General features: G+C 62.8%; 13 protein-coding genes. 4 read left to right on the forward strand and 9 right to left on the reverse strand.

Features of this window, described 5'->3' with window-relative positions; genetic code table 11:
- Positions 1–110: 110 nt before the first annotated feature.
- From P3T43_RS16040 to P3T43_RS16050, 3 genes are all read left to right on the forward strand, one after another.
- Entirely contained in the window at positions 111–623 is a 513-nt protein-coding gene (locus P3T43_RS16040; RefSeq protein ID WP_429282014.1) for a low molecular weight phosphatase family protein, read from the forward strand.
- A 372-nt stretch (positions 624–995) separates the two neighbouring features.
- The gene (locus P3T43_RS16045) at positions 996–1,892 is read left to right on the forward strand and encodes an AraC family transcriptional regulator (RefSeq protein WP_429282015.1); all 897 of its coding nucleotides are present in this window, start codon (positions 996–998) and stop codon (positions 1,890–1,892) included.
- Between the two features lie 2 nt (positions 1,893–1,894).
- Entirely contained in the window at positions 1,895–3,013 is a 1,119-nt protein-coding gene (locus tag P3T43_RS16050; RefSeq protein WP_429282016.1) for an alpha/beta hydrolase family protein, read from the forward strand.
- Positions 3,014–3,086: 73 nt separating this feature from the next.
- Here the strand turns inward: P3T43_RS16050 and P3T43_RS16055 are convergent, their stop codons facing one another.
- From P3T43_RS16055 to P3T43_RS16065, 3 genes are read right to left on the reverse strand one after another with little or no spacing between them, the layout of a single operon-like run.
- Positions 3,087–3,857, reverse strand: coding sequence for an ATP-binding cassette domain-containing protein (locus P3T43_RS16055; RefSeq protein ID WP_429282017.1), 771 nt, complete (start codon positions 3,855–3,857; stop codon positions 3,087–3,089).
- 12 nt (positions 3,858–3,869) lie between these two features.
- Positions 3,870–4,859: an ABC transporter permease gene (locus P3T43_RS16060; RefSeq protein WP_429282018.1), complete on the reverse strand. Its 990-nt coding sequence runs from the start codon at positions 4,857–4,859 to the stop codon at positions 3,870–3,872.
- A complete protein-coding gene (locus tag P3T43_RS16065; protein ID WP_429282019.1) occupies positions 4,859–5,953 on the reverse strand; it encodes a sugar ABC transporter substrate-binding protein in 1,095 nt (364 codons plus the stop codon). The genes P3T43_RS16060 and P3T43_RS16065 overlap by 1 nt, the downstream gene beginning before the upstream one ends.
- A 450-nt stretch (positions 5,954–6,403) precedes the next feature.
- Between P3T43_RS16065 and P3T43_RS16070 the strand changes: the two genes are divergently transcribed.
- The gene (locus tag P3T43_RS16070; protein WP_429282020.1) at positions 6,404–8,146 is read left to right on the forward strand and encodes an IlvD/Edd family dehydratase; all 1,743 of its coding nucleotides are present in this window, start codon (positions 6,404–6,406) and stop codon (positions 8,144–8,146) included.
- Between the two features lie 70 nt (positions 8,147–8,216).
- Here P3T43_RS16070 and P3T43_RS16075 read toward each other — a convergent pair whose 3' ends face one another.
- The 6 genes from P3T43_RS16075 to P3T43_RS16100 form a co-directional block, all read right to left on the reverse strand.
- A complete protein-coding gene (locus tag P3T43_RS16075; RefSeq protein WP_429282021.1) occupies positions 8,217–8,945 on the reverse strand; it encodes a FadR/GntR family transcriptional regulator in 729 nt (242 codons plus the stop codon).
- Between the two features lie 153 nt (positions 8,946–9,098).
- Positions 9,099–9,485, reverse strand: coding sequence for a DUF488 domain-containing protein (locus tag P3T43_RS16080; RefSeq protein ID WP_429282022.1), 387 nt, complete (start codon positions 9,483–9,485; stop codon positions 9,099–9,101).
- 92 nt (positions 9,486–9,577) lie between these two features.
- A complete protein-coding gene (locus P3T43_RS16085; protein WP_429282023.1) occupies positions 9,578–10,933 on the reverse strand; it encodes an MFS transporter in 1,356 nt (451 codons plus the stop codon).
- A gap of 168 nt (positions 10,934–11,101) precedes the next feature.
- Positions 11,102–12,583: an alkaline phosphatase family protein gene (locus P3T43_RS16090; protein WP_429282024.1), complete on the reverse strand. Its 1,482-nt coding sequence runs from the start codon at positions 12,581–12,583 to the stop codon at positions 11,102–11,104.
- 72 nt (positions 12,584–12,655) lie between these two features.
- A complete protein-coding gene (locus P3T43_RS16095; protein ID WP_429282025.1) occupies positions 12,656–14,335 on the reverse strand; it encodes an ATP-binding protein in 1,680 nt (559 codons plus the stop codon).
- A gap of 7 nt (positions 14,336–14,342) precedes the next feature.
- Positions 14,343–15,857, reverse strand: a complete 1,515-nt coding sequence (locus P3T43_RS16100) for an ATPase domain-containing protein (RefSeq protein WP_429282026.1) — start codon at positions 15,855–15,857, stop codon at positions 14,343–14,345.
- Positions 15,858–16,005: the final 148 nt, after the last annotated feature.

The raw sequence follows: 16,005 nt of genomic DNA on the forward strand, positions 1-16,005 counted from the left end.
ACGACAGCCGAAGCGCATCTGAGCTCCCAGACATTGTACTGTCACGTTAGTGCAAGACTGGATCGTCAGAATCCCGATCACAATGAAAATATAAGCAACGGGGCAAGAGCGTGACCAGTAAATATAAGGTGCTGTTTCTCTGTCGTGAGAACTCAGCACGCAGCATCATTGCGGAGGCGCTGCTGCGCGAGCTGGCAGACCAGCGCTTCGAAGTCTTCAGTGCCGGCTCTGAACCGGCCGCAAGGGTTCATGCGCTTGCCATCGCGCAACTGCGGCCCGGCATCTCCGACCTCGGACTGCTGGCGCCCAAAAGCTGGCTGGAATTTACGGGTGAATGGGCACCGCGCATGGACCTGATCGTCGCGCTGGATGAGCGCGTGGGCGAGTACCATGCGCCGGATTTCCCGGGCAAACCCCTGTTCGTCCAGTGGGATTTCGCTGATCCGCTCGCGGACGGCATGACACCGGACGAGCGCGCGCGCTCGTTCGAAAAGGTCTTCTGGCAGATCGTGCGACGGGTCACGCTGTTCATGGAATTGCCTCGCTACACGCTGCCCGTGGTGCCGGCTGTCACCCACTCCGAACCGGTTGCACACGAGCGCGATATCGTCTGTCCAGGCTGACCGTCCGCTCAGCTCGGTCACGCTCGTATCCGCAGCCGCCGCGCCGCCAGATCTTCGCGACATGCGGAGGCTGATCCAGTGGTTACTTACTCCGTGGCCCCGAGTGCGGCGCCGCCGGCGGGTCAAATGCACACTCCTGGCGCGCGCTGCACAAATGCAATCGTTTCAGCCACTTGCGGAGTTTGCCCGGGAATTGTCCACAGCCTTACAAACAGATTATGTGGACAACTCAGCAGCCGGAATTCGTGGATGGCACTGCTGATGCAGTAGCTCAGGCATCCCGTCTCCGCCAGTCCGAATCCGCCAGGATGGCCGCAATTCAGCAAGCTCTGCACTGCCCAACGGCGACGAACGGACTATGCTACGGCCATCATGAAGCCCAATACCGAACGCGATTATCACCGGCGGATCGCCAGCGTCATCGAGGCGATCCTCGTCGATCCAGGCGCGCCTCACACGGTGGATAGCCTCGCTTCGGTTGCGCATCTCTCGCCCTATCACTTCCACCGCATCTACCGCGCCATGACGGGCGAAAGCATTTTCGAAACCGTGCAGCGTGTGCGGCTCGCCCAGGCCGCCTACCGGCTGACGGTTGCCAGCGATTCGGTCACCACCGTCGCAGGCAAGGTGGGCTACGACAGTCCGCAAGCCTTCTCACGAGCGTTTCGCGGCTTGACGGGTGTCACTCCGAGTGCATTCCAGTCGCGGCAAAAGCGCCTCGTCACACCGGGAACCGAAGCGCGGCACGCCGTACACGGCCACGCAACAGCCAACGTAAAAGCCAACCCTGCCAGCGCCGAGGTGCCGTTCGTAGAACTGATCGAACTCGCGCCGCTCGACGTCTTGTGCCTTCGCCACGAAGGACCCACCGCCACCATCCGCCACACCTTCCGGACGCTATCGCGCAGGTTCGAAAGCAGCGCGACGTCCGCGCAGAGCCATGGCACGATCGGCATCATTTCAGGCGACCCTGAAGATGAGCGGGGCGACTTCCGTTACCTCGCCGGCATCATTCCAGCCGCGCCGATCGAAGCGACCGGCTCGCTCGAAGCAGTGCGGATCGCGGGCGGTCTGTACGCGACGCACCGCCTCGCCGGTCCTTTCGCGTTGATTGGACCCACGTTTGCCGCGCTATTCGGCGGCTGGTTGCCGCAAAGCGGCTACGAACCCGACGACCGGCCCGCGCTGGAGTTCTATCGGAACCGGGCCGCCGACGACCGGCAACACGAATGCGTCATCGACCTCATGATCCCCATCCGCAAGGAATGAATATGCTGCGTCATTGCTTCGCCGTCGTTGCGATCCTTGCGACGTGCTGCGCCGGTGCCACCCTTGCCGCGGACAGCGACAGCGTGGCGCCCTATCACGTCGGCGCCGCGATGCGCGTCATTCATCCGCCGGTCGCGCGCAACTGGCGCGGCGCGCGAACGGAAGCCCTCGTGACGAGCCTCTGGTATCCGGTCGACGGCACGGTTCCGGAAGCGCCGCATGACATCGGCGAGCCGGGTCACCCGTACTTTGTGGGGCATCCGCGCGCAACCGACGCGCCCTTATCCACGGCTCACGCAAGGTATCCGTTGCTGCTGTTGTCGCACGGGACCGGCGGCAGCGCCGCAAGCCTCGACTGGCTGGCGGCCGCGCTCTCCGCGCATGGCTATATCGTGGCGGGCGTGAATCATCCCGGCAATAACGCACTGGAACCGGTGACGCGCGACGGTTTCATCCTCTGGTGGGAACGTGCGACAGACGTCAGTGAAGTGCTCGACAGCCTGCTGGCCGATCCGACGCTTGGCTCCCATATCGACGCGAGCCGAATCGGCGCGGTGGGGTTCTCGCTCGGTGGCTACACGGTGCTCGAACTGGCGGGGGCGCGCACCGACCAGAAGCAGTTCCTCGACTTCTGCGCCTCGCCCGCCGCCGACGCGATCTGCAATCCGCCGGAAATGAAGCGCGTTCCAGGCGGCGTACAGATGTCGGATCCGTTGTCACCCGAGGCATTGGCGTCGATGGCGCGCTCAGGCGACTCCTATCGCGACCCGCGCATCAAAGCGGTGTTCGCCATCGCGCCCGCACTAGGTGAGGCGTTCAATCAAGCCTCGTTCGCCGATGTGCACGTTCTCGTGTCGCTCATGGCCGGCACGGAAGATGAGGTCGCGCCGGTGCAAACCAACATCCACCGCATCGCCGGTTTGCTGCCCAACGCAACGGTCAAGATGGTGCCGGGTGCAGGACATTACACTTTCCTCGACACCTGCTTGCCCGGCATGGCGGATCGCATGACGCTCAGGTGCAACGACGGTCCCGGCGTCGACCGCGACGCCGTTCATGCGCAGACGGTGGCACAGGCGCTCGCCTTCTTTGGAAACACGTTGCCGGCGCAAACGCCGTAGTCCGGATGTTTTCCAGGGGAAGACCGTACGCCGATTCTTCGCATACCGAATGATCGGCCTGCAGCGGCCTAGATCATTCAGCCGCCGTACGCATGGCCCGGTATTCACGCCGCACGATATCCATCAACTCCGCGACCGACGTGCTGGCGGCTTCCTTCTCGTAGGTGACGCGGCCACGCTGCATCAGCATGACGCGATCCGCTATGTCGAGCGTCTGCGCGTAGTTGTGCATGATCATGACGATCGACAAACCGCCCTTCTCCTTCAGACGCAGCACGAGGTCGATAATCAGGCCTGCTTCGCGTGCGCCCATGGCAGCGAGTGGTTCATCCAGCAGCAGGATCTTCGCGTCCGAGTTGACCGCGCGCGCCACCGCGATGGCCTGACGCTGCCCGCCCGAAAGCTGTTCGACCGGCAGATCGACCGAAGGTACCCGCACGCCGATCTCTTCGAGACACTCCGCCGCCCGCGTGCGCATTGCCCGGTTATTCAACAGGCGGAACGGACCCGGGTGGATGATCTCGCGATTCAGGAACATGTTGTGATAGATGCTCAGCGAATTCGCCAGCGCCAGATCCTGATAGACGCATTCGATACCCAAGGCGCGCGCGTGGTCGACCGAGCGCAACAGCGTTTCCTCGCCGTCGATGAACAGCTTGCCGCTGGTCTGCTGATGAAAGCCGGTGAGTATCTTGATCAGCGTCGATTTGCCCGCGCCGTTATCGCCCAGCACGCCGAGAATTTCGCCCCGCTTGAGCGTCAACGACACGCCGTCGAGCGCGGTGACCGCGCCGAAGCGCTTGACGATCTCTTCGCCGCGCAGCGCATACGCCACTTCGGACATCACGACACTCCCTTACTTACGCGCGAGACGCACGACGTGGATATTGAAGATCATCGCGCCGAGAATCGCCGCGCCCAGAATCATGTTGAAGGTGAACGCGTTGATACCGATCAGCGTGAAGCCGTCGTTCAAAATGCCCAGCACCGCGGCGCCGATCAGGCCGCCGATGATCGTGCCCGACCCGCCCGCGAGAGGCGTCCCGCCGATCACCGCTGCCGCCACGGCGAGGAACATGATCTGATTGCCACCGGCTTGCGGATCGATCGACGTAATGCGAAAACCTTCGAGAATCCCGGTGAAACCCGCGAGCACCGCCGCGATAATGAAGTTGCCGAGTTTCAGCCGCTTCACGTTGATACCGGCTTCGCTCGAACCTAACGGATTCGCCCCGGACGCGATCGTGTGCAACCCCCAGCGCGTGTTGCGCAAGAGCACGTGCATGACCAGCGCGATCCCGATGGTCCAGATGATCTCGCTATATCCCCACGCACCCATGAATGCGGCGAAATCATTGCCTTCCGGCGTGGACACCGGCGTGCCGCGCGAGATGGTCAAGGTGAGACCGTTGATGAAGAACAGCGTGCCGAGCGTGGTCACGAACGACGGAATCCGCAGATAGACCGTCACCGCGCCATTGATCAGCCCCACTACGCCCGCCGCCGCCACACCCACGATCAGCGCAATCCAGGTTGGCGCGCCCGCCTCGTGCGCAAAATGCATGATGAACGGCGCAAACGCGAACACCATACCGGCGGACAGATCGATCTCGCCGCCGATCATCAGCATGATTTCGCCGCACGCGATGATCGCCACCGGCGCGATGAACTGCGACAGATTTTCCAGACTCGCGCTGGTGAGGAGAAAGTCGTGGTTGGCGATTTCGAAGTAGGCGGCCAGAATCAGCGCGACCGCCAGAATACGGATCTCGCTGGAGCGTCCGACCGCACCAGGCCAGCGCCTCGCGCGACCACTGGATTTCGTCGCGTCTGTCACCGATGACATTACGACTTGATTCCACCATTCCGCGGCACGATTTGCGGCTTGGTGCTCTTGCCTTCGTAGCGCGTTTCGGTGTTCAGGTACGGTTCGACCGTGCCCTTGGTAACGAACTTCAAACCGGAGTTGACGTTGGCCGGTCCCACCAGCCCACCCGAAGCGAGGAACGTGAACGCTTCCACCACGGTATAAAAGCCTTGCACGTAGGGCTGCTGATCAATCGTAAAGTCGAGGAAGCCGTCATGAATCAGTTGCACCGTGCGCGGCAGCAAGTCGAAGCCGCCGCCATGCACACCCTTGGCCGGCAGGTTCGATTCCTTCATCACCTCGGCCACGCCTTGCGTGCTGCCCGCGTCGACCGCGAACATGCCCTTCACATCCTGGTGTCCAAGATAGAACGACTTGATCTTCGAGAGTTCTTCGTTGACAGTGGCGCCGGTTGCGATCGTCTGCACATCGATCTTCTTGCCGGACTTCTTGATCGCGTCGACCGCGCCGTCGAGCCGCGGCTGGATGTTGAGCTGACCAGGCGTGGCGATGAAGAGTGCCACCATCCCGCCGTCGACCAGACTGGCGATGCGCTCGCCCATCTGATAGCCCGACAGGTACAGGTCCTGGCCGATGTACGCGAGCCGCGGGTTGCTGCTGCCGCGCGGTGCATCCGCGTTGTACGCGAACACCGGAATGCCTGCGTCCAGCGCTTTCTGGATCGGGCCGTCAAATGCCTTGGGATCGACGATCGGCACGGCGATCGCATCGGCCTTGGCGGCAATCGCCGCATTCAGCGCATTGACCATCTCGCCGACGTCGGCGTTCGCGGAACCTGTCCACTGGTAGTCCATGCCCAGCAATCCACAGGCATCCTCAATACCGTACTGTGTCGGTACGAAGAACGGATTGGTGGTCACGTGATTGACGAAAACAATCTTCCACTTCTTGTGCGAAGGGAACGGCGCTGCATCGGCTGCGAATGCCGGCGTGGACACACCGCCCAGCATGGCCATCGCTGCCGCGAGACCTGCACCTTGCAGCAAACCGCGCCGCATGTTCTGTACTTCGCCGCGTCCTTCGTCCTGCCTGTCTTCCCGATCCTCGGCCATGTCTCATGCTCCCGTATGTTCAGTTGTTCGAACTCACTGCTCATGCCGGCATAGGCCGGGAAAGCGCCGTTGCCGGGCGTTACCGAGTCAGCCGGAAGCATTTCTTTAAACGTGCGCGCATCCACCTGACAATCCATCGAAAATGCTATATCAGGCACCTACGCCGAATAATCGCTGTATACCCTTAACTAGTCGGACTAATTATTGCAAAGCGGAAACCAAGCCGACAACATTGCTCAGTTCACCTTTCAGATTGAACGCGCCGGATTGCGATCCTGTGACATATCGTGGCATTTCGCGCGGGTTATTCCCTGTCTTGCAATGCAGCAAAACATCGCACGGCGCGGACCAGCGGAATCGACGTGCGGCATGATTCACATTCCGCGCGCACATCGGCACTCCACACTGCACGAATAGTATTACTATCGTCAAAATCTAAGGAGACAGCCCATGAAGGACGCTAAACGCCCATTACGTTCTACTCAATGGTTCGGCACGGCCGACAAGAATGGCTTCATGTATCGAAGCTGGATGAAGAATCAAGGTATTCCGGATCACGAATTTCAGGGCAAACCGATCATCGGGATCTGCAACACGTGGTCGGAGTTGACACCGTGTAACGCGCATTTCCGCAAGATCGCGGAGCACGTCAAACGTGGTGTGTTCGAAGCGGGTGGTTTTCCGGTGGAGTTCCCGGTCTTCTCGAACGGCGAGTCGAACCTGCGCCCCACCGCCATGTTCACACGCAATCTCGCCAGCATGGACGTCGAGGAGTCGATTCGCGGCAATCCGATCGACGCGGTCGTCCTGCTTGCAGGCTGCGATAAAACCACACCAGCGCTGCTGATGGGTGCAGCAAGTTGCGACGTGCCCGCCATCATGGTGAGCGGCGGTCCGATGCTCAACGGCAAGCATCATGGTCGCGACATCGGTTCGGGCACCGTGGTCTGGCAATTGAGCGAGCAGGTCAAGGCCGGCAAGATTTCGCTGCATGAATTCATGTCCGCTGAAGCCGGCATGTCACGCTCAGCGGGCACCTGCAATACGATGGGCACCGCTTCGACGATGGCCTGCATGGCCGAAGCGCTCGGCGTCACGCTGCCGCACAACGCCGCCATTCCCGCCGTCGATTCGCGCCGCTACGTGCTCGCGCATATGTCGGGCATGCGCATTGTCGAAATGGCACTCGATGATCTGCGCCTGTCGAAACTGCTCACGCGTGAGGCGTTCGAGAACGCCATCCGTGTGAACGCGGCGATCGGCGGCTCGACCAATGCGGCAATCCATCTGAAGGCCATTGCCGGGCGCATTGGCGTGGATCTGGAACTGGACGACTGGACCCGCGTCGGACGCGGCACACCTACGCTGGTCGATCTGCAACCGTCAGGCCGTTTCCTGATGGAAGAGTTCTATTACGCAGGCGGCCTGCCGGCCGTCATCCGGCGCCTCGGCGAGGCCGCCCTGCTGCCGCACCCTGCGGCGCTGACCGCCAACGGTGAGGCGCTGTGGGACAACTGCAAAGAAGCGCCGCTCTATAACGAGGAGGTCATCCGTCCGCTCGACAAACCGCTCGTCGCCGACGGCGGCCTGTGCATCGTGCGCGGCAACCTCGCGCCGAACGGCGCGGTCCTCAAGCCGTCCGCCGCGACCGCCGCCCTGCTCAAGCATCGTGGCCGCGCCGTGGTGTTCGAGAACTTCGACGACTACAAGGCGCGCATCGGCGACCCCGATCTCGACGTCACGGCCGACTCCGTCCTGGTGATGAAGAATTGCGGTCCGAAGGGCTATCCGGGTATGGCGGAGGTCGGCAACATGGGCTTGCCGCCGAAGCTGCTGGCGCAAGGCGTGACCGACATGGTGCGCCTGTCCGATGCCCGCATGAGCGGTACGGCCTACGGCACCGTGGTCTTGCACATCGCGCCCGAGGCACGCGCCGGCGGCCCGCTCGCGGTGGTGCGCGACGGCGACTGGATCGAAATGGATTGTCACGCCGGCCGGCTGCATCTGGAGATCAGCGAAGCCGAACTGGCGGCCCGGCTCGCCGAATGGCAACAGGCAAAGCAACCGGTGCCCGCCGATGCAAGCGGCTACCGGAACCTGTACGTCGAACACGTGCTGCAGGCAGACCAGGGATGCGACTTCGATTTTCTCGTGGGCTGCCGGGGCGCGGACGTGCCCCGCCATTCACACTGACCGGGCGTCTATGCCAAAGCGGCGGCGGCGGAAGCAGCGCCGCCGCCCGGTTGAGAGCCCAGGTGCAGGCTCAGGCCGGATGGCTGCGCACGACTTCCAGAATGCTCTCGGCGTCGGCGCTGGCGTTTTCGAGCTGAACGAGGCTCGCCTGGCGTGCGCCGAGCGCATCGCGGCTCTGGATTGCGGTGAGAATCGCCTTGTGACGCGGCAACGACAAGGCATGCGTGTCCGGATGGCGGCTCGTCAGCTTGATCGATTCCGAGAGCGCGAGGGACAGCATATTGCCGATATGCGCGAGCAGATCGTTATGCGTCGCGGCCATGATGGCGCGGTGAAACTCGAGGTCCGGTTCGAGCAGCGCGCTGGCGGTGGGCGCGTGCGCCATGCGCTCGTAAGCGGAGGCGATGCGGGCCATGTCTTCGCTGGTTGCGGCGGTTGCGGCGAGTGCGGCCGCGGCCGGCTCGATCACGCGGCGTACCGTGAGCAGCGAGCGGAAAAACTCGCCTTCCGGGACGCTGCTCAGCGTCCAGTACAGCACGTCGGGGTCGAGCATGTGCCAGTCTTCGCGCGGCTTCACGACGCTGCCCACGCGTGGCTTCGACACCACGAGCCCCTTGGCGACCAGTACGCGCGTCGCCTCGCGCAGCACCGGGCGGCTCACGCCATAGCGCTCGCACAGGTCGGTTTCGGCAGGCAGGCGCTGGCCCGGCTGAACCTTGCCGCTGACGATATCCATGCCGAGTTCCTGCACGATGCGCCCGTGCAGGCTCTTACGTTGTTGCAGATGACGATAATCCATATGAAGAGATCGCGGACTGTGCACGCTTCAGTCGTGACGCGACCGATTCAGCGCTTGAGAACTACACCTGCCCCAGTGCCGCGACGTATCCTGCAAGGCTCGTTGTAGCGATTGGGGGCTCGTTCAAGCATAACACGCGCTCGGTTTGCAAAATCAGGTGATCGCCGCGCCGCGCTCGCCAAGCAGCTGACGAAGAATGCCGCGATGGCAGCGGTTTTCGTCCTCGCAATAGCAGCCGACCGAAAAATTCGTCGTGTGTGACAGGGCCGCGAGCAGATCCAGCACCTTGCTCGCGTCGTGTTCGTGCATCTGCGCGCGGAAACTGCGCGCGAATGCGTTCCAGTCTGCCGGGCTAACAGCGTGTTTGGCTTGCGCGACCAACTCCGCGCTCGGTGAGAGGTTGGGCAACCACACGTCGTAGTAATCCCGCGTGGCGAACTCCGCCTTCGGCACGCCGCGCGGAGGGCGCCGCACCGTGCCGATGCGCAGGCCTTCTCCTTCCGCGCGCGGCGTGCCAAGCCGTACGATGCGAATGGCCATATTGGGTGTCTCCCCGGTTGGATCGGTCGCCAGCCAGAATAAAGCCCGGCTCGGAGCGCGAGAAGAAAACTGCCTGGCAACGAGCCCATCGCTCAAACGTGGTGCCCTACCTCGCCACTCGTTCCGATGGGATCCATCCGCGCATCGGGCGCGTGTTCCAGCGTCGTGTCGTGATGCAGCAACAGCACCGCGGCGACACCGACCAGTCCCGCTCCGGCCAGGCACAACAACCCGGCTCCGAAGCCACCGGTGCTGTCCTTGATCCAGCCCATTGCGTACGGACCGAAGAACCCCGCCAGATTGCCGAGCGAATTCACCGCGGCAATCCCGCACGCGGCCGCGGCGCCTGAAAGAAACGCCGCCGGCAAGGTCCAGATAATCGGCAGACAACCGAAGATGCCGAAGCCCGCAATCGACAGCGCCGCCATCTTCAACACGGGATTATCCAGGCCTGCCGCCGCGCCGATCCCGCCCGCGGCGACCAGCAGCGCAATCGCCACATGCCACTTGCGTTCGAGCTTGCGATCCGAGTGCCGTCCCCATACGACCATGCTGATCACGCCGACGACATACGGCAACGAGGTCACGAAACCGGTCTGCAGGTTGGTGAGGCCAAACGCCTTGACGATCTGCGGCAAGAAAAAGCTCAAACCGTAATTGGTTGCGTTTGCACCGAAATAGATCAGGGCGATGGCCAGCACGCGCGGATTGAACAACGCCTCGCGCACACTGAATTTACGCACGGCCTCGCGCTTGGCGCGCTCCTGGGCGAGCCGTCCCACGAGCCACTCGCGCTCGTCGGTTTTCAGCCAGGTGGCATGGGCAGGCTGGTCGGTCAGATAGTAGAGCACCACGATCGACAACAGCAGCGCCGGCGCCGCCTCGAGCAGATAGACCCATTGCCATCCCGCCATGCCGCCCATGCCGTTCAGGCCGAGCAAGGCGCCGGACACCGGCGCGCCGATCACGGTGGAAAGCGGAATGGCCGCCATGAAATAGCCGACCACGCGCGCGCGATACATGGCTGGAAACCACAGCGTCAGCAGGAAGATGATGCCCGGGAAAAAGCCTGCTTCGGCGATACCCAGCAGCACCCGCAACGTATAGAACACATGCGCGGGCGACATGCCCGTGTATCTCGCGAGGTCGGGAATGAACGCCATCGCGCCGGCCAGAATGCCCCACGTAAACATGATCCGGGCAATCCAGCGACGCGCGCCGAATTTTTCCAGCAGCAGGTTGGATGGCACTTCGAAGAAAAAGTAAGCAATGAAAAATATCCCGGCGCCGAAACCGAATGCGCTCGATGACAAGCCGAGATCCTTGTTCATTTGCAACGCGGCAAAGCCCACGTTGACGCGATCCAGATAAGCCACGAAATAACAGACCACCAGGAACGGGACGAGTCTTGCTGTCACACGCGCCAGAGTACGAGTCTCAATCTCCATGAACGCTCCCCTTAACGAGAAACCCTATACGGGTCAATGCGGATCATCGACGCTTGAGCGGCAATTCGCTCAGGTAGCCACAGAGTAGTCGTCTGGACGCTGGCGGCAAAGCGATTTCTGTATTTCTATTTACGGTGGTTTCGTCGCGATGCGCGCCGCGCAACGCGCTTAGCCGGCAGGCCGTGGAAACCCCAATACATCGGCTTTTGCCCGCAAATCCGCAAAGCGATCGGACGGCACCGGCGCGACCTGCGAGTTGTCCACGCCCGACACGGAGCTGGATGGCGCGGGTGCCGTGGTCCCCGCACACTCACCACCGAACGGTCCTTGTGCCACTGTGATCGCCGGCACGTCGGTGCGCGCCGCGCCACTGAAATCGAGCGCATAGGCCAGGTTGACGCTGGCGGGATCGCTGCCGCGCACGCCGAGCGGTGCGAGGCCGAAACGCCATTGCAACAGCTGATGAATCGAACTCGGATCGAATGGATAGCGCGTCACGTTGCCCGCGGCCGCACGCGGGCCGAGCAGCGCACACGGCACGCGGAAACCCAGTCGTCCGTCGTTGCCGAGCGCGAGTTCGTCGTTGCTGATCGGCCGGATCGGAGGGACCGCATGTTCGAGAAAGCCGCCCCACTCGTCATATACGACGATCATCAAGGTGCGACTCCAGTTCGGTCCGCTGGAGAGCGCGTTATAGATCTGCCCGAGCAGCACTTCACCGTTGCGGATATCGGCGTGCGGATGATCGTCGCTGGAGATGCCTTGCGATTCGCCGGTAAAACTCGGATCGACCATGCAGAACGGCGGCAACGTGCCGGCCGCCGCGTTGGAGAGAAAATCCGAGAACAGATGGGAGATGCCGAGATAGCGCGTGCCATAGAGCGCCGTGAAAGGCACGTCGTGATAGTAGTAGTTGCAGCCCACATTCGCTGCGCTCAGTCTGTCCCAGATCGTGGGCAGCGTCGACGTACCGAGACTGTCGTCGAGACGGTCTGTCGCGCCGCTGTGCAGATAGATCCGGTTCGGGTACGTACTGGTCAGCACGCCGCTGAAATAGAAATCGCCGATCGTGTACTGGCTGGCGACGCCGCTAAAGAAATCGAGGTCGGCTTGTGCGTAGTAGCCGATCGGCAGCAGATCGCCGCGCACCGTACTGGTACCGGGTGTTTGCAGCCAGCCGTTCATGGCGCCGGAGGCGAGCTGGGTACGCGCACCCTGATAGCTATGATTGGGGTCCTGATACGCGCAAGCCTGATAGCCGTACGACGGATTGGCCGACAGCAGAAACGGCGTTTGCACCGTACCGAACGCATCGGTGAACTGCTGGTTGGCAGGCCGCCCCTCGGCGCCGGGCACCCAGCTCAGGAAGTGGTCGAACGAGCGGTTCTCCATCGTCACCAGCACGATGAAATCAATCCCGGAGCTGGCCGGATCGGGCAACGCCGGTCGCGCCAGGCTATAGCGGTTGCCGCCATCGGGAGACGGCACGTCGACAATCGAGGGCGCCGCGGCACTGCCGTCCGGCACATTCGGACCGATGCCGCCGCAACCGGGCAGCGCGAGGCTGCCCGCAGCGGCCGCCACGCCGGCCAGAAAACTGCGCCGGTCGAAGCCGCCGCCCCGAGGTCTATCTTCGCTACCGTTGCTCATCGCCATGGCTCCTGTGTGTCGCCGGCAGAGTGTGAGAACGCATGCGCGCGAGCGTGCCGCTGCCTGCCCTTGCTACCCGCTCAGACTCAATCGCACCGTGCGCGCCAGTTCGTCGAGCTGGAACGGCTTGCGCAGAATGCTGCAACGCCGCACCGCCAGACGCGAAATATCGACATCGGCGTAACCGGTCGCGAGAATGACCGGCAGGTCATCGCGCAGCTTGCGCGCCGCGGCAATCACATCGATGCCGTTCATGCCGGGCATCGCGAAGTCGACCATCAGCAGATCGGGCCGGTCATCCGAAAGCCGCCCCAAGCCGGTTTTTCCATCGTGCGCGGCCGTCACCACGTAGCCGAGCAGCTTCAACGAGTCGACCAGCATGCTGCGCACTTCGTTATCGTCTTCCACCACCAGAATCCGTTTGACGCCCTCGACTTTCTGCTCGACCGTCGACACCGATTCGGACGCCGATACGACCGGTTCGCGCATCGGCAACCACAGGCGCACCGTGGTGCCGCGCCCCTCCTCGCTCTCGATCCGCGCAGTGCCGCCGGTCTGGCGGGCAATCCCGTACACCTGGCTCAACCCGAGCCCCGTGCCTTTGCCGATCGGCTTGGTGGTGAAAAACGGATCGAACACGCGGGACATCACGTCGGCGGGAATACCGGAACCGGTATCGATGAACTCGGCCACGACGTATTGGCCATCGGCGAGCGTAGGATCCGGCGCCAGGTGCCGGCCCACGCGCACCGTGAACGTACCGCCGCCGGGCATGGCGTCGCGCGCATTGATCGCGAGATTCAGAATCGCCAGTTCGAGCTGGTTCGCGTCCGCTTCGGTCCACAATTCCTCGGCGTCGAATCGCGTGATGAACTGGATGGTCGAGCCGAGCGACAGGGTGATGATGTCGCGCATGCCCTGCAGCAACGCCACCACGTCCACCGCTTTCAGATCGAAATTGCTGGTGCGCGAGAACGTCAGCAACTGGCCGGTGAGTTTCGCCCCGCGTTCCGTGGCGCGCTTCGCGGTGGCGGCCATGTTACGCACGCGCTCGTCGTCACTGACGCGCGCAATCAGTTCCGCGTTGACCATGATGACGTTGAGCAGATTATTGAAGTCGTGCGCGATTCCGCCAGTCAACTGGCCGAGCGCTTCCATCTTCTGCGACTGCACCAGCACGGCCTGCACCTTGGCGCGCTCGTGAATCTCCTTCATCAGGCGGTCGTTGGCGGACGCGAGTTCATGGGTGCGCGCGGCAATCCGGCTTTCGAGCGAATCGTTGAGCTGCACGAGCGCCGCCTGGGTCTCGATGCGCTGCGCAAGATGCTGGCGCGAGACGTCCAGATGCTGCCGCGAATCGTACTGCCTGATGCGTGCCCGCAGCGACGACGTGACCGCGCGGCGCAGCGTTTCGGAACTGAGCGGCCGCTCGAGCACGACGACATTGCCCAGCCGTTCGAGCACCTGCAGACTGTGCGCGGAACGCCGCTCGACGCGCTCGCCGGCCAGCAGGACAATCGGGAAATCGGACCACGCGGGCTGACCTTCCAGCCAGGCGAACAGCGCCGCGGCCCGGTCATCCGCGAGCGCCTCTTCCGTCACCAGCGCGGCGCCCGCGCCGTGGCTCAACTCCACGCTCAGCGCGTGCGGATCGGCGCAGCGTTCGCAGTCGCGGCCGTCCTTGTTGAGTACCTCGGCAATCACGTCGGCATCGCGGCCGAACGGCGCCAGAATCAGAATGCGGCGCTCCATGGATCGATTAGCCTGCACGAGCGATCACACCCTCCGCAGTAGAGAGCATCGCGGTCTTACCCTTGTAAGACGGCAAACCGGTCAATACGCCCTCGAAGTCGCGCAAGGCCTCGCCCACTTCCACGCCGTCGCCGCCGAGGCGGAATTGACGGATCGAGCGTTCATGCGCATTCGCACGGCTCTTGACGGTCGCAATCGCGGTCAGTACTTCGCCGGCATGTTCGAAGTAGCGGAACACCACTACCACATCGCTGAGGTAACTGATGTCGATGTCGTTCTGCACTTCGCCGATGATGCCGTGCTGGCCGAGCACCAGCATCGTGATCGCCCCTTGCTGGTTCAGATAGCCCAGCAATTCGTGCATTTGCAGCAGCAGATAGCGCTCGCCGGGCATCGCTTGCAGATACGCATTGAGGCTGTCGATCGCGACATATCGGATCTGCCGATTCTCGACGGCGTCGCGTACGTCGCTCGCAAACTCGCCGGGCGACATTTCCGCGGGATCGATCTGGCGCACGGTCAGCAGCCCTGCGTCGATATGCGGCGTCAGGTTCATGCCAAGATTCGCACAACGAAACAATAGCGTATTGAGCGTTTCGTCGAACAGATAGTAGATGCAGCGCTCGCCGCGTCTGAGTGCCGCCAGCAGGCACGACACCACCGTGGTGGTCTTGCCGACGCCCGAAGGCCCGATCATCAACGCGCTGGTTCCGGGAATCAGGCCGCCGCCGAGCAGCGTGTCGAGACGCGCGGTGCCGGTGCTGCACACCTGCGTATCGAAGTGCGCATGATGTTCGGCCGCCACCAGCCGTGGATAGACGGCGATGCCGCCGGTATCGAGCGTGAAGTCGTGATACCCCTCGCGAAACTTGATGCCGCGCATCTTGGCGATCCGCAACCGGCGCCGGTTACCGCCGTAGTCGTGGGCCAGGTTGTCGAGGCTGATGACTCCGTGCGCAATGCTATGCAGTTGCACGTCGCCAGGTTCCGACGAGTTGTCGTCAAGCAGCAGCACGGTACATTCACGCGTTGCCAGGTAGCGCTTCAAGGCGAGAATCTGGCGCCGGTAACGCAGCGGATTCTGCGAGAGCAGCCGCAATTCGGAGAGGCTGTCGAGAACGAGCCGCACCGGCTTCAGTTCGTCGACCTTCCGGATGACCTCGCGCACCGTCTCACCCAGTTCCACTTCGGCGGGCTGCAGCACGGTCTGTTCGTAGCGCGGATCGAGGCCCTCGTCCGACAGCAGTTCGACGATCGTGAAGCGGCTCACGTCCCAGCCGTGACTGGCCGCAACCGCAATCAGTTCGCTTTTTGTCTCGGAGAGCGTGATGTACAGGCCGGTTTGCCCTTCAGCCGCGCCTTGCAGTAAAAACTGCAACGCCAGGGTCGTTTTGCCAGTCCCCGGCGCCCCCTCGACGAGGTACATCCGGTGCGGCGTCAAGCCGCCGACCAGAATGTCGTCGATTCCATCGATGCCCGAAGAGATGCGCTCCGCGCGCTGTTTCACGATATTTTCAATCATGATGTGACGTGATGATCTGACGTAAAGAGTGGATATGGTCCGGCCATCGACGAGTCAAAAATGCCACTGGCAGATCCGGCTAGCGCCCCTGTGTGAGCAAAATGCGGGCCAACTGCTCGCTTGCCGGCCGGGACGACCCACGGTCTCG

The sequence above is a fragment of the Paraburkholderia sp. GAS41 genome, assembly GCF_050436545.1.
Classification (GTDB): Bacteria; Pseudomonadota; Gammaproteobacteria; order Burkholderiales; family Burkholderiaceae; genus Paraburkholderia.